Here is a 14,719-nt window from a genome sequence, read left to right as displayed (position 1 = left end):
TTACTTGGGTTGAGCGTGGGTTTGGGCGTACCGCTCGCGACCTGCCGAGAGAGTTCCGCCGCGGCCCTTGGAGGGGTTGCCCTGCTGCGGATTCGGACGTGGACCACTGGGCGCGAACAGCGGTTTGAGTTCCTCGATCTTGGCGGCGACCTTGTCGTCAGGAAGACCGATGAGGAGTTCGGCGGCGGCCTTGGGTAGGCCTTCGTCGATTCCCTGTTGCACCCGGGCGCTGTCGGCCGCTGCCTTCTCGGCCTTCTCACGTGCTTCGCGTTCAGCGGTGAGCTGCGTTTCCAGGTCTTCGAACTTCTGCTTCCACTCAGGCTCGTCGGGGTTGGCCGGGGTTTTCGCCTTGTCGAGTTCAGCAGTCAGTGAATCGATCTGGGCCTGCAGTCCCGAGTTTCGGTCCTTCTGCGCCGCGAAAGCGGTGACCAGGGGGTGATCGTCGGGTAGGCGGATCGGTTCATTCTTGCCACCTGCCGGATCGGCAGGGTTGTTGACCGGATCGGTCATGTTTTCCACTCCAATCGAGTGAATCAGCCCCCGCTCCCTTGCGGATTTGGGGTGGTCTAGAGGTTCGCGGCGATCCACGCTTTCGCACGGTTCTGATCCGCCTGCGTCGTCTCTTCGGAACGGCGACGTGCCGTGGGAACGAACTCATTCCGAACGGCCACAACATCTCCTGGCGCCCAGGCAGGCGCGGCACCGCACTTGCAGCTGTCATGTGCGGCGAAGTCAGCGGTCCCCTGTGACCGATACACGCTTCCGCGGGAGATGAGCATGGCGCACCAGCCACACTCAGGTATTCCGACCCGCATCCACCCCATCGACATGGGGTCGTTGAATGTGTTCGTCGTGATCGTCGATCGGCTCGCGTTCATCACACGGGCGATCAGCCCGCCTGTAATCTGCGCGAGCGCGGAGTCCCAGTTATTTAGTGCCAGGCCAGCGCCCCACCCGGTGAGGGCTTCAACTCCGAGGTCTGGAACCGCGAGGTCTGCACCGTACACGCCTGGCGCTCCACGATCGGCCCGATACTCGTCGTACCACTCGGCCGACAAGGTTGCCGAGGCGTCAGCGTAGTCACCAACGAGCGCCGGGATCACATCCCGCAAACCCTCTCGGACTGTTGCCTGATCCAGCTGGGACCACAGCGACGCGAGATCACGAGTCGCGTTATCACTCAGCTGAATCAGGAAGCTGCGCAGCTCAGTTGGTGTTGTCATCAGTCATCTGGGTTTGGTTCGCGGCCTGACGAATCCGGTTAAGTAGCGTTCCGCCGTTGGCGCGGCGGCGGTCTTGCTCGAGTCGCTGCTGCTCTTGTGTCGACAAACCGATGCGGTCATACGTGACCGACGAATCGGGCGGCAGCACACCCGAAGCGATAAGCTTCGCCGCCTCATCCGCAGCAGCAGCCCGAGTCGGCGTCGCGGCGTCACGCCACGAAACATCAACCTGCCGGAAAGTCTCAGCATCGACCGCGCCGTCCCGCATCAGCAGCGACAGGTAGGCAACCTCAAGCCACGCCATCCCGAAAGATGTCTGCCGACGCTCGGCGCGCTTGACCAGCCGGTACTCCTGCTGGCGAATCGAATCCGCCGAGGACGGGTTGTCCGTCACAAACCCCAGATACGGGGCGGGAATACCCGACTCGGCCGCCAACAGTTGCGAGTACGCCTTGATCTGCTCGATGTACGGAGTCGGCGGGGCCGGACGAAACTCGTGGAGTTTCACCTCCACCGCGTTGCCATCTTCGTCGACCTGTGGGGGCACCACGTTCAGACGTCCCTGTGTGGCCGTCCAGCCGGCCCTCCGATTGTCCTCAGTCGACTTGTCGGACGACATCCCAAACACCTCCGGGTCGGCGTTCAGTGCTGTCCACTTCGGGGAGGTGTAGAACTCGCGGTTGATCTCCATCCCCAGCAGGGTGCGCACCGCGGCGTCGGTGTAGTAGATGACGGCCCGGGTGATCTCTGAGCGCCCGTTAACATCTGAGGCACGTTCACGGTTCAGCATCCGCGCAACCGGCACCCGCCCCAACCTATGCGGGTCTCGATTAACTACAACGAGCTCGCCACGGACCCGCTCAAAGGTGATCGTTTCATCGGGCAGGTACAGGGTCTCGAGGAGGACCAGCCCGTGTTCGTCTCTTGTCTGCGAGAGCGCGGACTTTGCCCGACGCAACCGGAAGTCCCACTCGAGTGTGCATGACTCCGTGGACTCAACCGACACGAGCACTTCCGGCTCGCCGACTGTCGTGTCTCCACGACCTACCGTGATAAATCCACACCCATAGATCAGCGCATCCAGATGGCCGCGGCCGGACTCAACACCAATGTGGTTGTCGCGGTACACGACATCGAGACCTAACCCATCAGCACCAGACCAGCCCCGGTTCTCGAGTCGTTCTTCGAGGACGTCAACAACACTTCCCGGCCAACCCATCACGGCGTTGACGAGCTCAGGCAGGCCGGCAGGTGCAGAGATACCGAGGTCTTCAGCCGTTCGTTTCGCCTCATACAGGTCCGACTTAGCCTTGTTCGGCATCATCACGAGCTGCAGCCGGCGACGCAGTGCCGCGGCAGACTCCTGCTCAGACTTCGACAGGCGCAGAGTCGGCAACGCAACAGCTGGAACAATCGCAGGACTCGTCACCCAATCACCGCCTTCCGAACCGTCCGTTGCCGTTTCTTGTCGTTCAAGCCCAAAGCCACCGCATCCAAGCGGGCCTTCCACGCCATCACCGCCGCATACGCAGCGTCGATCTTGTCGGGGCTATCCGGATACGCCTTGAAGATCAGGTAGCCAGTACGTGTCGCCCGGCGGCGTGCGTTCAGTACGTGCCGCGTCAGAGCAGAGCCGCCATCATGTTTCGCTTCACCATTCACGACCGCTTGACGGAATGCCTCCACCGCGAGACCGACGTTCGACGTCTTCCCGCGGGGCCACACCGAGATCGGCTCACCCTGAGTCGCCTTCACCCGCAGCTTCTTGCCGAACTTCGCTTCCCACCTAGCGATGTGCTCAGTCCAGCCCGACGGGTCAGCGTAGAAACCAACCACACTCCAACGCTCAAACGCCGCACGAACCGCCTGGTCAACCTCGAGCGGATTCGGCGTCCAATTCTGGCCAGCCGGACCGTCAGGTTGCTCCCACACCCGAATCTCGAACAACAAACCATCAGAGACCCGACAGCCGATCAACGCCGTAGCGTCAGCCTTGCCCTTGACTCGACCACGCGAACCGTCGAACCCAAGTACCACAGTGTCCTCATCTGAGATCACCGCATCCAGATCCATACGCGCCGCCCAATCAGGCTGCGAAATCCACGAATCCGACGCATGCGTGATCTGGTTCAGAAAGTCCGACCGGGACTGCTGCACATCCTGTGCAGGGTCCCAGATGGTCGCCACCAACCGCTCCAGGTCCACGTGCCCCGGACGGCACGGAGGCGAGTGAATGACACACCCACCCTCATGCTTGGACGAATCGCCATAAGCAACACGCAAACCTGCGATCAGAGACTCGCGGTCCGACATATCCGTATCGGCCGGCGCCTCGCGATGGTCGTACAGCAGACCGTCATCCTTAGCGCGGCCCTCACGGATCGAAGCCCAGTACGCAGCCGACTGCTCAGCCACACTCTTCTCACCCGGAATGAAAGCATTCGGAGACTCGAGCGTCGTACCACCAACCTTGGCGGCATTGGCGCGCATAGTGTTCGCCAACTTCACGCCACCGTTAGACGGCACCCACTCCTCCGACTGATCCAGAACAGCGAACACGGCACGCGCACCCTTCACAGTCCGGGCAGACGACGTAATCGCCGACATCCGACCCCGGTTCGGAAGGTTGATGAACGTATCCATCACCTCAAGATCGGGAACCTCGTCATGGATCGGAGCCTCAGCACGCAGCATCTCGAGGACCGGAGCCCAAGTGTTGCGCACCTGGTCTTCCGACACCGCCGCCAACTGCACAACCGGAGTGCGAACCTCAGACCACGGCTTCCCCACCGGCTGACCGTCAGCATTCCACCCGTCAAACACCACCGGACCCAGGGCTTCCACACAAGCGAGTGCCGCGAGTAATGGCGATTTACCCCACCCACGTGGCCGTCCAAGGACGCCGCGATTGAACTTCCGCCGGCCGGTATCCGGGTCGAGCTGATACCAGCGAAGAATGAAGTCCTCTTGCTCCCGGTACGGGACGAAGGGTTCATACTCGGCGCGGTCAGGCGCAGCGAGCATGTCCGAAATCCAATCCAGAACCTCATAGCCGAGGGTCGGCACCTCACCAGGTACCGAAGGCTTCCACGGCATCAGCCAGTCAAAGGTCCGCGACGATCCCGAGCCGACGACACAGGCTTACGTCGCTTCTCGTCAGCCTCATCAGCCTGAGCAAACTGGATACGCAGCCGAGCCCGATCTTCCGGCGTCGCACCAAACTTCGACACTCGCAACCGCAACTCCGGAGCAACCTTCACATTGCCCGACCAGTACTCGCCGTGCAGCACGGCCGCATCCAGCAGCTCCGACCAGTCATTCGCGGTGAAGTCCTCAGCCAACGGGGAGTCAGCCCACATCTGCCACCACTCATGAGTGCGGACAGGCCACGGTTCACCACTTGGCATCAACTCCGGCAACCCCGGCTGAGTCTCCGGCTTCGCCTCAATCACACGAAGAGCGATAGGATCACCGTTCCGTCGAGCACGCTTCGAAGGGTCCTTCGGTGCAGGTCCACGACCGGCCATTTCGGGCCTCCTTCCGAAGTGCCAGACCCGTACGCAGCCTGAGCGCCAATGCCTAACGCCGCCGGTCAGGGGGGTGGGGTGGGGGTGTACCCCCTGGGGGTAGGTTCGCGCTCGAATGGGTGTTCGAGGGTGGGAGTAGTCCGGGGTGGGGTTGATTCGGGTGGCGTGCTTGCTGGGCGTGCCGTGTTCGGCCCTGTGCCTGTTCGTGCCGGGTCTTCTGGTCGTGGCATGGGTGGCAGAGCCATTGGGCGTTGTCGATGGTGTGTGGGCCGCCTGAGGCTGCGTTGATGATGTGGTCGAGTTGGAGTGGCACATCGTCGGCGCCGCACTTGTTGCACCAGGGTGGTAGGTCGGTCTTGGCTTGCCGGCGGACCGTGGTTGGGAAGCCGTGGTAGTTGCGGCCGTTGGTGTTCCAGTTGCTCATCGGTCGGCTTGGGGTGGCTTGAGGCGGATCATGGGGTCTGCGATCAACTTGGGGTCGACGTCTCGCAACGCGAGGTTCTGCAGCTGTTCGGCTTTCATCACTGCGGCCCCGGTGATGTGGAGGAGCTTGGTGATTTGGTCGTAGGTCCAGCCGTTGGTCAAGAGCCGCCACACCGCGCAGGGTTCGACGGGGACGGGGTCACTCATCGTGGGTCCAGCACGGGGTGTCGGGGTGGTCGGTGTCCAACCGGCAGACACGGGCGCAGGGCTTGTTGCGGACGAGATCACAGTGGGTGCACTGCCACACGATCAGGGGTTCAGTGGTGGTCATGGCTGCCTCGTGGTAGGGGCGCGGACAGGGTGTCCATGACGGAGCAGATGCCGCACCTGCATTCGTGGCGGGCTGTGATGGCGGCGTTGAGGGCGTTGGCTTTCCGCATCTGGCGGGTCTGCCACCAGGCGGCGGGAATGACAACACACATGATCACCCGGGTGGCGACGATCTCCAATACAGCCATGACTGTTCCTCGATCCGAGGTTGGCCCCCGACAGACCAATAGGGTAGATGCGTGTTGGTTCCGGCTTGAGTGTCACTGGCGTTGTGAGCCGGCGCGGTCACGCTCCGCACCATCCCGGTAGCGGGAAGTGTGGGGTACGAAAAACCCCGCCAGTGCACATGATGTGGACGGCGGGGATGATTCGGGTTTCGGAGACACGTCACCCGTGAGGCCGACAATACCAGCTGTTGCGGCCTCGCGGGTCACATGCTTATTGACCGGCGTGTCACTCCAGTACACCTTCGGGTAGCGGGTAGCCGAGGACGGCGGCAAGGTGCCTGAAGTAGTCGGGTCCCCAGTTGGTGTGGCAGTTCTGGCATTCACAGCCGTGGGCGCCGATCTGCAGGGCGGGTTGCCGCACCACTTCCCCGGCCGAGTCTTTGCGGTACACGATGGCGGTGTTGCAATGCGGGCACGGATTTGGGAGCGCTTTGCGTTTGGGTGGGTCGAGCAGGTCTTGGATGGACTGTGCCCATCGGGTGATCTGAGCGGTGAGCTCGTCGATGTGGTCGACGTCCTGAGGTCGCCAGCCGCGGTCGGCGATCCGATGTAGACGTTCGATGGTGGTGCCGGGTTCAGGTTCGAGGCTGGCGATGTCGCGGTCGATGGTGGTGATGAGGTCAGCGGCGTCAACCCAGAGGGGCGGCATAGATCGTGCAGTGCCGCCTAGCTGGGTGCCTTGGGCTCCGGCGATCATGGCTGCGAGTTGTTCGTAGAGTGAGTCGTTCCAGTCGACCTGGGCGGTGAGGGCGACGAGACGTTCTTCGTGGCGGCGTTGCAGATTGCCGAGTTGTTGTTCGCGTTCGAGGTTGATGGAACGAGTTGCGACTCCAGATGCACCAGCTCTGTCAGCACGTTCGATCGCGAGGTCGTGGCGGTCGTTGATGCGGGCGCGGTCTTGTTCGTAGCGGTCTTCGATTTCGGCGAGGAGTTCGGGGTTGGGGTCGCGTTCGATATTGGTTCTGGTTCTGCCGGCGAGTGTGTGGATGGCGTCAGCTAGGTGTTTGCGGGCGGTGGGTAGGTCACCGTCGCGGGCGATGTGGAGTGCGTCGTTCATACCTTGATTCCTGTTCGTCCTCGGCGGTTCACTCGGTTTCCGGTCTTGCGGTAGTGCGGCTTCCACCTTTCGGGTGGTGGGCCATGTTCGGCGTTCACCGCTTTGATGTGGGCGTCGAGTGTCTTACTGGGGGTGAACCATTCACGCCCTGCAGTCAGGAAGGGTTTGAACGTCGCATGTACGGCCCGTTCGTCTGCTCGTGTGCCAGGGTGGATGGCTAGCAGACTCGACTCAGGCGGGTATGACTTGAGTCGCCGTTCAGGGTTCTCGGAGAATCCGATCTTCACCTTGTCGCCGACTTGCAGGTAGTACACCCATCCGGGTTTGTCGCCGCGCGCTTCTACAGCGGCCTCCACCTCGTCGTACTGTTTGAACCGTTTCTCAAGCTCGGGGATGCTGTTGGGTCCGCGGCTGGGGAGAGGTTGTTGGCGTGAGTCTGGCGGGACCTCGGGTGGTTGCCGGCGGACGACGATGTACCCGCCCTCGTCGAGGCTTTCCATGATGATCCGGACCACTTCGTGTTCGTTCAGGTGTCCGAGGCCTCGTCGCTCAAGCTCGATGGCGAGACCTAGCGCGATGGCTCTTGCGGGCACCTCCTCGTGCAGTGCTGCGATTTCGCATTCTTCGGAGAGGTTGATGTCGCCGTTTCGTTGGCGGTACTTGTGCATTCGGGCGCGCCGCGCATCCCTAGAGCAGTTTGTGTTGCAGTACTGGCCTTTGACGCCGGGGAACCTGACTTGGAACCGTTTCCCGCAGGCTTCACAGGTTCGGGCTAGTGGGTCGGTCACTGCTGGGCCTCCTGGCCGTGGATGGATGTGAGCCAGGATGTGGCGTCGAATGGGTTGTCGGGGATGTGCCACTGTTCGCGGTCGCCGTACCCGTACTCGAGGACGGCGGGGGTGAGCGTGCCGTACTTCTGCACCATCGCGGAGAGGAAGCCCCTGAGTCCGCCGCACGCTCGGATGTCGTGGTGGAGTCGGGATGGTTTCCGGAGTGTGGGTACCCGGTTCACAATGCGGGTCACGGCCATTCACCTTCGTCGTCAGCGCCGTCGATGAGGTCTCGTTCCAGGATGCGTAGTCCGAGCCGTCCGATGCCGAGGGTTCCGTGTGGGGTGGAGTCTGGTGCTGTGTAGCCGGAGTGGTGGGATATTCCGTCGTCCGCGTCGGGGTCGTGGCTCATGTAGGCGTAGGCGAGGAACCAGTCGCCGACTACGGGTTCTAGGCCGTCGATGTCGGCGATGTGGGCGCGGATGGCGTCCTCGATGCTGCGGATGGTGTCTTCGCTCATGGGGTCTCCTTGGAACTGCAGTAGAAGCACAGGGGTCGAAACGTGGGGTGGATGAGCCGTTCGTACCCAACGTCCATGGGTTGCAGGCAGGATGCGCACGGCCAGGAGAGGACGCCAGCATGGTTGGTGCCCCGCAGTCTGGCCATGCGGGCCTCGTTGTGGTGGTGGTATCCGGTGGCGGTAGCAATGTTCGAGTTCGTCACGAGCCACCGCCGAGGATGTGTAGTACCTCAACCGCGAGCAGTCGGGCGCTTCGGATGTTCAGGTGTTTTGCGTGAGCGTTGTACTCGCCGGTCTTGTGGCACTCATCCTTGACTCGCGCTATCGCGTCTTCGAGTTCCCGCACACGAGCCACCAGAGTGAGAACGTCACGGAACCCGTGCTCGGCGTAGATGCGGCACCCTGCGTCCGTGTAATCGTCGGCGCTACGAGGGTTGCCCATACCGCCGTGCGTGCTCCAGCGGTTGGCGATGGCGTCTAGGTCGAGTCCGGTCACTGGTCCTCCTCGCATTGGGGTCCACACCCGGACAGATCGATGGGTCGACAGCGGTTACAGGCCCAGCAGAAGGTGGGTGGGGTGAGAGTCAGTTCCAGTGGGATCGTCATTACTGCCCCCTGACGCAGGCGATGGTCAGTGCCTCAACAGCGCCAGCACTCACACCGTTGAGGTAGTCCCACATGTCGTGGAAGCCACGCGCTGAATGCCAGCTCCCAATCTTCAGCCCGTAGATGCCTGGGACATCCACACCGTTCCGCGACAGTCGAGTGTCGTCATCCAGGCTGATCCGTAGCGGCACACCAGCATCAGCGATGACAACCCCCGCCTGCCATCGCAGCTTGTCGAGTTGCGACCACTCTGGGTCGAGGGGTGGTTCGATGTGGCTGCCGCGCTCGGTGTGGACTCGGGTCACCGTCATCGGTTCGTAGGTGGTCATGGTGTCTCCTGGATGTGGGAGCAGGGGCAGGTGTCGTGGGCGGAGTACTTGCACGGGCTGCACATGCCGGCGATCTCGACACGACCACCGCAATGACAGAACGCGCCCTCCACCGTCAGCGACAGGCCAGGCGGCTCACCGAGTTCAGCGATCCTCTTCGACGCCACCAAATCCACCACCTGTGAGTCGTCGCGGAAACTCACCCCTGTGATCGCGTCGAGGACAGCGCGGGTCAGCTTGTCCAGGTCCGGTTTCTTCACAGCCGGTGGGGTGGATCGTTTCGGCGTGGCCTTGGGTCGTGGCATCACGAACTGCAGCTCGATACGCACAGGCCCATCCAGGACAGTCGTGGTTTGCTCCCCAACGGTGATGGCCACGACAGCCCGCCACGGCCCCACCCTTTTCGAGGACTCAATCAGGATGCCGCGACCCACATGACGTTTCGATCCCTGCGGTGCTGGGATGCCTGGAATCCAGATGGTGGTCATTGCCCGCCTGCCCTCTTCTGTGAAGGTCTCTCGAATTTCCGGACTTTCCCCCCGCCGCTCGCTTGAACTGAACTGCTCTGAACTGAACTACACTGGGGCGGAGTCATTCCGGAATCTCTCGCGAAATTCTCCGGAGCCGATCCGGAATCTGTTTCCCCTGCTCTCGACTCCTTTTCAGCCCGTCTCCATCGATCCGTGGCTGTGTCATCGTCCTTCCACCACACTGACCACTCGGCCGGCTGATGGTCGGGGCACGGCGGCAGTTTCGACGCGGTGGGGTGACTGATCTTCTGGTGTTCGTCCCAGGCGACGACGTGCATGAAATCCCCGCCACCGACCCGGTAGCGGCACAGCTGGCCGCCCCGGATCAGCTCGTGCAGGTACTGGTCAACGTCGCCGGGCTGTACATCTGCGGCGCGCTTCAACCACACCTCGGCCCACACCTCGGCGGCGTTGAATAGCTTGCGTCCCCGGTCGTCCGCGAAGCACCAGATCCCCTCGTATGTGTATGCCGCGGCGAGGGATAGTTGGGCCATCTGGTCCGAGCCGAAGAATCCGGGGTAGAGCATGCGTTTACGGGGCACGGTTCACCCCCAGCGCGATCTCTATCTGTTCGGCCTGCCCGATCATGCGTGCCGCATCGGCCACCTGGCAGACAAGGTCGGCGCACAGCATCTCACTGTCGTGGATGCATGAGGAGTCGGCGGCGATGGTGTCGTCGACCGAACCTCCTCGCGCTCGGGCTAGTCGTTCGGTAGCGGTGATCCACAGTTGGCTGATCATCTCCGGGGTCCACAGGTTTGAGATGACCTGACTGAAAGCGGGTTCCGGTTCTGCGTGTTCCTCTGCTACGAGTTCTGAGGCCCGTTCCTGCAACTTGCCGACGCGGCGCCAGCAGCACCCACAGAAGTACTTCCAGGGATCGATGCTGTTCGCGCCCATCGCGACGTCGACCAGGTCGTGCAGGTCTGCCATCGTGAGACCTGCGGCGAGGAATTGGTCGATGCTCTCACCCCATCCACCAGGCAGCGGGTAGGTGCGGTACTTGCCACTGGACTTGTAGCGCCACGTCTCCCACTTGCCCTGGAACTCATCGCGGTCGAGCATCCGGGCATCGCGGTCTCGTGCGAACTCGGCCGCGGCTTGCTGCATGGCCTTGCCCCATCGGATTGCGTCGGCGGCGACATCGGCAACCAGCGGCGCGTCGGGGCTGGATGATGTCTTGCCGGCGTTGCAGTCGCGGCAGGCGGTCACCAGGTTTGACGGGTCGTCGGAGCCTCCCAGTGCGACGGGGATGACGTGGTCGATGGTCATGGGGGTGTCGGGTGCGGTGGCTCCGCAGTAGCGGCAACGGTTGTTGTCGCGGCGGAACACCTCGTACCGGACTCGCTTGCTGACGGCCACTACTGCTGTACCTCCGCCTCATCAGCGGGCAGGTCGACACTGAACCGCAGGCGCTGGCTATCACCAGGGCGGCTTAGAGGATCAGACAGGAACTCTCGGAACGCCTCCACGCCGTACGTGGGCGAGGAGAATCGCACCTCTGGTCCAGTCGGCACGTCGGCGTCGTGGATCGCGAACAGTCCGTCTCCGAGCTTCGAGAGCCGTTCGTTGAGGCGGCCGGTCATCATCCATCGGATGGCGTCGGCTTTCCTCAGGACGGGGTATGCGCCGGCTGGTACCCAGACGGTCGTCCGGTCTGCTTCTCGCGCGTTGGGGTCGATCGGGTACACGCGGTCTACGAGGATTTCGACAGTGCCGATCGGCTGCCATGTCTCGTCTTGGTTGTGGGGGCTAGAATCAGTCATCAGCCCCTCCCTTCTGTGTACTCAGTTGGGGTGGTGGTTAGGCCCCGACCGGGTGTGTCAGCACCCGTCGGGGTCGTCCTCATTCTACCCTCTGTGCTGCTGTTTTCTGTTTGTGCCGCAACGGGATTCGCACACTCCCGCACATGCCGGGCAATGTCGGACATCCATCCCACGAACCCGAACACCGACGTCTTCGGGATCTGGTGTTGGCAGGTGTCGCACACCCATGTCTCCTCGCTCATGGCAACTCCTGTGTTTCGAGGTGCGGCACCGTCTCCCAGCGGATGCGGGTCCAGTGCCAGATGTGGGTGCCGTAGAGGGTTCCGAGGTCGCGGCTGAAGGTGAGCCATCCGTCGTCGCCGGGTGTGTGGCCGTTGGCGTGTTCGCGGTCGAGGATGCGTGTCCGGTTGGTGGCGGGCACGAGATATTGGCTGGTGTGGCCGTCCCAGCGGATGGGGTCGTTGCCGGTCTGGTTGCCGAACTCGACGATCTGCATCAGGTCAGTCATTGAAACTCGCGACCATTCATGTCGAACACTCTCAGCGAGCGACCTTCGGCAGACACATACACGTCAATCGCATTCCCTGCTGTGGTCGCGATGGTGATGACCACGCGTCCGTCGATGCTCATGGTTCGACGGACCTCTGCGGCACCCCATTTGAAGCCGTGTTCTGTCGGGGTGATGTAGCTGGCATCACTCACTTCACCACCCCCACGCTGCTGAGGTTGTCGAGAATCGTTAGCGCCCAATGCGCCTGCGGTGGGCAGACGCCGTTGCCGATGGCTTTGAGTTGGTCGTTGCGGGATAGGCCGATTGCGGGGTTGGTGACCCAGCCGGCGGGCAGCATCATCATCCAGCTGGCGAACTCAGCGTTGAGTCGGGGCTTCCCGTTGCGGTTGGGTTCGGTGGGTGCGGGCGCGGGCCGTCCGGTCGCAGCTTCGGCGCGCCGGATAGCTGCCTCGTATGGCCCCCAATGCATTCCCAAATCGCGGACGTCTCGGCATAAGTTGGCGGTGTTAAACCCTTCGGACGGGACGCCTTTGTAGTCGCGCGCCTGCGGTGTCGACAGGTAGGTCAGAGCTTCCCCTCGGCCGCGGCCCTCGCCACACCCGGCAGTAGCAGCTCGTTCGACCGGCTGCCCGACCGCGTCAGGTGCCCACCCATCCCGTCCGTCGCCCTCGGAGTCGGCAGCAGACGAGTCGCTACCGTCCACAAATTCGAGTCGTCGCGGCTCCCCCGGTCTTGACTCTCCGCGCCGTGTTTCGCTGCCTGCGCCGTCGGGGTCGGCAGGAGTCGCGAGGATGAACACGCGCTCACGTCGATGGCAGGCTCCGACATCGGAGGCTGAAAGAGTCGTCCACTGCGCGTCATACCCGATCGCGGCCAGTTCTCCAACAACGGTGCCGATTGCTCGCTGAACAGATCGGCGTCGGGTTGTGTTGAATCGATCCAGTGCCCGCTTGCGTTGTCGTACCAGGCTATTTCGTTCATGGTCGTCGTACTTCTTTCCCCAGGCGTGGCCGTGGTTGTCGATCAATCCGATCGTCTGATTGAGATACTGGAGCTCGCTGTTGAGTTCGACGAGCTCGTCGGGCCACGGTTCTCCGTCAGCGGACAGCAAGCCGGCGACGTTTTCGAGGACGACTCGGCTGGGACGTAGGGCGTCGATGGCTTCGATGGTGTTGTGGAACAGACCGGTGCGCGTGCCTTTCATCAGTCCCGCTCTACGGCCGGCGGCGCTGACGTCCTGGCAGGGGAAGCCGCCCGTGAGGATGTCGACGGGTTCAACGGCCGCCCAGTCGATCTGGGTGACGTCGCCGTGGTTGGGGATGTCGGGCCAGTGGTGGGCGAGGATCTTCGATGGTGCAGCCTCGTACTCGACGTGCCAGGCGGTTTCGGAGCCGTAGAAAGCGTTGACGGCGAGATCGAGTCCGCCGTAGCCGCTGAAGAGTGAGCCGGTGCGGAGTCTCATGCCTGCCTCCCCCGCCCGGTGACAGCGTTGTGTGAGATGCAACGCCACGCACCACATGGAGGTGGATATCCGCCGATCACCTCAGCGAGGTACTGCCTCGGTCGGTGGTGGACGTTGCCCGCGGTGAAGGATGGGTCTGGACCTGACCACACCAGGCAGGCACCCTCCAAGGTCACGCGGCTCAAGAAGCGGCACGTGGCCCCGCAGTAGCCGCGCTGCCTTGGCTGAGCAGGGTTTCCACATCGGGGGCATGGGCCGTGTTTGCGCTGCCACACTCGTTTGTAGGAGTCGCGGTCACACGGGCGGCAGCGACGCTTCCCGCGGGTATACGGGGGAAGCTTGTGCCCATTAACACAATGGGTCCGCGAAGCCATCTGGTGCAAGCCAGCTTCCATGATGTCATTGACATTCTCAGCCCTAGTGCCCCAGCGAAGGTTTTCGAGCCGGTTGTCCTGGCATCCACCCGGACCGTGAAGCACCTCGCAGTTCGGTGGGCATGGGCCGACGAAGGTCTCCAGGATGAGTTGATGCACCTTCCGTTGTCGCAGTTTGCCGGCATTGTTCCGCATGTTGACGACGAGGTAACCGCGGTTCACATCCGGTGTGGGATTGAGCATCTGGCCTCGATGCGCCTTGGTGACGCCATGCTTGGTTGTGATGGTGCGGTCGAGTGATCGAACGCGGCCGAATGTTGAAGCCTGGTATCTGCCTTCGTATCCGGGGATGTCTCTCCACTCTTCGGTCATGACGGGTACCCCCTTCCCGTGTGGGCGTTGTGCTCACATTCGCGGGCGTTCATGTGGGCCTGCCATCGCCAGACGCAGATGCCGGCGAGTGCGAGGAGGGTGCAGAGGGTGGCGGCGGCAATCACGACACACCACCGGCGATTACGTGCTCGTCACACGGCCACGTCTGGGCGCATGTCTCGCACACCTGACGACTTGGGGCGCACAAACACACCGTGCCGAAGGTGAATCCGTCGCTATCGAACTGATAGACGCCTTCGCCGAGTTGATGCCCATCCGAGTGGCATCGGTCGTTCGCGGCTTGGTGCACGGTCATGGGTTTGTGCTTCGGGCGGCTCATGCTTCACCGCCGATGATGTTGAGGATGTGGCGGGCGAGTGTGGGTCCGCTGTAGCCGCCGTCCTGGTCGACGTCGGCGGCGACAGCCTGGATGCGGGCGAGGGTGCGGTCGCGTTTGCCGATCCGCGCCTGTAGCTGTACATGCCGATATGCCGCCGCCTCCAGGTCGGTTTCCAGGCAATCGAGTTCGTCGAGGAGTCCTGCCACGAGAGTCGGGGATGCAGCGATGAACTCGGCGTCAGCAGACGGGATCGTGACCTCCAACTCGCAGGCCGACCGGCATCCACACTCGCCGTTATGGTGGACCTCCAGGACCTCGGTGTCGTACTCGTACACGACGGGATCGCCACCGA

At 62.7% G+C, this 14,719-nt stretch carries 24 protein-coding genes; 1 reads left to right on the top strand and 23 read right to left on the bottom strand.

Going from position 1 to position 14,719, the window contains the following annotated elements; translation table 11 throughout:
* The 16 genes from A9310_RS16740 to A9310_RS16675 all read right to left on the bottom strand — a co-directional run bounded on the left by A9310_RS16740 (position 1) and on the right by A9310_RS16675 (position 9,500).
* Complete coding sequence (locus tag A9310_RS16740) at positions 1-588, bottom strand: hypothetical protein (protein ID WP_139104650.1); 588 nt, start codon at positions 586-588, stop codon at positions 1-3.
* Positions 567-1,223, bottom strand: a complete 657-nt coding sequence (locus A9310_RS16735; protein ID WP_065631602.1) for a hypothetical protein — start codon at positions 1,221-1,223, stop codon at positions 567-569. The genes A9310_RS16740 and A9310_RS16735 overlap by 22 nt, the downstream gene beginning before the upstream one ends.
* Positions 1,207-2,652 carry a phage portal protein gene (locus A9310_RS16730; RefSeq protein WP_065631601.1) on the bottom strand — a complete coding sequence of 482 codons (1,446 nt, stop codon included), beginning with the start codon at positions 2,650-2,652 and terminating at the stop codon, positions 1,207-1,209. Before A9310_RS16730 ends, A9310_RS16735 begins: the two co-directional genes overlap by 17 nt.
* Entirely contained in the window at positions 2,649-4,289 is a 1,641-nt protein-coding gene (locus tag A9310_RS16725; RefSeq protein ID WP_254661281.1) for a hypothetical protein, read from the bottom strand. The genes A9310_RS16730 and A9310_RS16725 overlap by 4 nt, the downstream gene beginning before the upstream one ends.
* Before the next feature lie 29 nt (positions 4,290-4,318).
* Entirely contained in the window at positions 4,319-4,675 is a 357-nt protein-coding gene (locus A9310_RS16720) for a hypothetical protein (protein WP_254661280.1), read from the bottom strand.
* Positions 4,676-4,802: 127 nt separating this feature from the next.
* Entirely contained in the window at positions 4,803-5,174 is a 372-nt protein-coding gene (locus A9310_RS26625) for an HNH endonuclease (protein ID WP_083207421.1), read from the bottom strand.
* Positions 5,171-5,380 (bottom strand): hypothetical protein, encoded by a 210-nt coding sequence (locus A9310_RS16715; RefSeq protein ID WP_065631598.1) that lies wholly within the window; start codon positions 5,378-5,380, stop codon positions 5,171-5,173. Before A9310_RS16715 ends, A9310_RS26625 begins: the two co-directional genes overlap by 4 nt.
* Entirely contained in the window at positions 5,373-5,504 is a 132-nt protein-coding gene (locus tag A9310_RS26500) for a hypothetical protein (protein ID WP_302621825.1), read from the bottom strand. The genes A9310_RS16715 and A9310_RS26500 overlap by 8 nt, the downstream gene beginning before the upstream one ends.
* Positions 5,491-5,691, bottom strand: coding sequence for a hypothetical protein (locus tag A9310_RS16710; protein ID WP_065631597.1), 201 nt, complete (start codon positions 5,689-5,691; stop codon positions 5,491-5,493). Before A9310_RS16710 ends, A9310_RS26500 begins: the two co-directional genes overlap by 14 nt.
* Before the next feature lie 265 nt (positions 5,692-5,956).
* The gene (locus A9310_RS16705; RefSeq protein WP_065631596.1) at positions 5,957-6,787 is read right to left on the bottom strand and encodes a hypothetical protein; all 831 of its coding nucleotides are present in this window, start codon (positions 6,785-6,787) and stop codon (positions 5,957-5,959) included.
* Positions 6,784-7,575 carry a GIY-YIG nuclease family protein gene (locus A9310_RS16700; RefSeq protein ID WP_139104649.1) on the bottom strand — a complete coding sequence of 264 codons (792 nt, stop codon included), beginning with the start codon at positions 7,573-7,575 and terminating at the stop codon, positions 6,784-6,786. Before A9310_RS16700 ends, A9310_RS16705 begins: the two co-directional genes overlap by 4 nt.
* Entirely contained in the window at positions 7,572-7,811 is a 240-nt protein-coding gene (locus A9310_RS16695) for a hypothetical protein (protein ID WP_139104648.1), read from the bottom strand. Before A9310_RS16695 ends, A9310_RS16700 begins: the two co-directional genes overlap by 4 nt.
* Positions 7,808-8,077, bottom strand: coding sequence for a hypothetical protein (locus A9310_RS16690; protein ID WP_065631593.1), 270 nt, complete (start codon positions 8,075-8,077; stop codon positions 7,808-7,810). Before A9310_RS16690 ends, A9310_RS16695 begins: the two co-directional genes overlap by 4 nt.
* Before the next feature lie 199 nt (positions 8,078-8,276).
* A complete protein-coding gene (locus tag A9310_RS16685) occupies positions 8,277-8,573 on the bottom strand; it encodes a hypothetical protein (protein ID WP_065631592.1) in 297 nt (98 codons plus the stop codon).
* Positions 8,574-8,682: 109 nt separating this feature from the next.
* Positions 8,683-9,012 (bottom strand): hypothetical protein, encoded by a 330-nt coding sequence (locus A9310_RS16680; RefSeq protein WP_065631591.1) that lies wholly within the window; start codon positions 9,010-9,012, stop codon positions 8,683-8,685.
* Complete coding sequence (locus A9310_RS16675) at positions 9,009-9,500, bottom strand: RusA family crossover junction endodeoxyribonuclease (RefSeq protein WP_083207420.1); 492 nt, start codon at positions 9,498-9,500, stop codon at positions 9,009-9,011. The genes A9310_RS16680 and A9310_RS16675 overlap by 4 nt, the downstream gene beginning before the upstream one ends.
* A gap of 278 nt (positions 9,501-9,778) precedes the next feature.
* Here A9310_RS16675 and A9310_RS16670 point away from each other — a divergent pair, with 278 nt between their 5' ends.
* Positions 9,779-9,961: a hypothetical protein gene (locus A9310_RS16670; RefSeq protein WP_065631589.1), complete on the top strand. Its 183-nt coding sequence runs from the start codon at positions 9,779-9,781 to the stop codon at positions 9,959-9,961.
* A 112-nt stretch (positions 9,962-10,073) separates the two neighbouring features.
* Here the strand turns inward: A9310_RS16670 and A9310_RS16665 are convergent, their stop codons facing one another.
* The 7 genes from A9310_RS16665 to A9310_RS25965 form a co-directional block, all read right to left on the bottom strand.
* Entirely contained in the window at positions 10,074-10,904 is an 831-nt protein-coding gene (locus A9310_RS16665) for an HNH endonuclease (RefSeq protein ID WP_065631588.1), read from the bottom strand.
* Positions 10,904-11,308 (bottom strand): hypothetical protein, encoded by a 405-nt coding sequence (locus tag A9310_RS16660; protein ID WP_065631587.1) that lies wholly within the window; start codon positions 11,306-11,308, stop codon positions 10,904-10,906. Before A9310_RS16660 ends, A9310_RS16665 begins: the two co-directional genes overlap by 1 nt.
* A gap of 238 nt (positions 11,309-11,546) precedes the next feature.
* Positions 11,547-11,816 (bottom strand): hypothetical protein, encoded by a 270-nt coding sequence (locus tag A9310_RS16655; RefSeq protein WP_065631586.1) that lies wholly within the window; start codon positions 11,814-11,816, stop codon positions 11,547-11,549.
* Positions 11,813-12,010: a hypothetical protein gene (locus tag A9310_RS16650; RefSeq protein ID WP_065631585.1), complete on the bottom strand. Its 198-nt coding sequence runs from the start codon at positions 12,008-12,010 to the stop codon at positions 11,813-11,815. Before A9310_RS16650 ends, A9310_RS16655 begins: the two co-directional genes overlap by 4 nt.
* The gene (locus A9310_RS26150) at positions 12,007-13,338 is read right to left on the bottom strand and encodes a DNA cytosine methyltransferase (protein WP_083207419.1); all 1,332 of its coding nucleotides are present in this window, start codon (positions 13,336-13,338) and stop codon (positions 12,007-12,009) included. The genes A9310_RS16650 and A9310_RS26150 overlap by 4 nt, the downstream gene beginning before the upstream one ends.
* Positions 13,278-14,027 carry an NUMOD4 motif-containing HNH endonuclease gene (locus A9310_RS26620; RefSeq protein WP_083207418.1) on the bottom strand — a complete coding sequence of 250 codons (750 nt, stop codon included), beginning with the start codon at positions 14,025-14,027 and terminating at the stop codon, positions 13,278-13,280. Before A9310_RS26620 ends, A9310_RS26150 begins: the two co-directional genes overlap by 61 nt.
* Before the next feature lie 336 nt (positions 14,028-14,363).
* Positions 14,364-14,719, bottom strand: a 356-nt coding sequence (locus A9310_RS25965) for a hypothetical protein (RefSeq protein ID WP_175401158.1), incomplete at its 5' end; no start/stop codon positions are given.

The sequence above is a fragment of the Gordonia sp. UCD-TK1 genome (genome assembly GCF_001691435.1).
Lineage (GTDB): Bacteria > Actinomycetota > Actinomycetes > Mycobacteriales > Mycobacteriaceae > Gordonia > Gordonia hongkongensis.
This window is presented reverse-complemented; position numbering and strand designations above follow the sequence as displayed.

Excerpts from the sequence above, each read along its gene's own strand:
- A9310_RS16715 (WP_065631598.1), bottom strand. The coding sequence starts at position 5,380 with ATGAGTGACCCCGTCCCCGTCGAACCCTGCGCGGTGTGGCGGCTCTTG.
- A9310_RS16735 (WP_065631602.1), bottom strand. The coding sequence starts at position 1,223 with ATGACAACACCAACTGAGCTGCGCAGCTTCCTGATTCAGCTGAGTGAT.
- A9310_RS16680 (WP_065631591.1), bottom strand. The coding sequence starts at position 9,012 with ATGACCACCTACGAACCGATGACGGTGACCCGAGTCCACACCGAGCGC.
- A9310_RS26625 (WP_083207421.1), bottom strand. The coding sequence starts at position 5,174 with ATGAGCAACTGGAACACCAACGGCCGCAACTACCACGGCTTCCCAACC.
- A9310_RS16655 (WP_065631586.1), bottom strand. The coding sequence starts at position 11,816 with ATGACTGACCTGATGCAGATCGTCGAGTTCGGCAACCAGACCGGCAAC.
- A9310_RS26500 (WP_302621825.1), bottom strand. The coding sequence starts at position 5,504 with ATGACCACCACTGAACCCCTGATCGTGTGGCAGTGCACCCACTGTGAT.
- A9310_RS16690 (WP_065631593.1), bottom strand. The coding sequence starts at position 8,077 with ATGAGCGAAGACACCATCCGCAGCATCGAGGACGCCATCCGCGCCCAC.
- A9310_RS16660 (WP_065631587.1), bottom strand. The coding sequence starts at position 11,308 with ATGACTGATTCTAGCCCCCACAACCAAGACGAGACATGGCAGCCGATC.
- A9310_RS16710 (WP_065631597.1), bottom strand. The coding sequence starts at position 5,691 with ATGGCTGTATTGGAGATCGTCGCCACCCGGGTGATCATGTGTGTTGTC.
- A9310_RS16675 (WP_083207420.1), bottom strand. The coding sequence starts at position 9,500 with ATGACCACCATCTGGATTCCAGGCATCCCAGCACCGCAGGGATCGAAA.
- A9310_RS26150 (WP_083207419.1), bottom strand. The coding sequence starts at position 13,338 with ATGTGGTGCGTGGCGTTGCATCTCACACAACGCTGTCACCGGGCGGGG.
- A9310_RS26620 (WP_083207418.1), bottom strand. The coding sequence starts at position 14,027 with ATGACCGAAGAGTGGAGAGACATCCCCGGATACGAAGGCAGATACCAG.
- A9310_RS16705 (WP_065631596.1), bottom strand. The coding sequence starts at position 6,787 with ATGAACGACGCACTCCACATCGCCCGCGACGGTGACCTACCCACCGCC.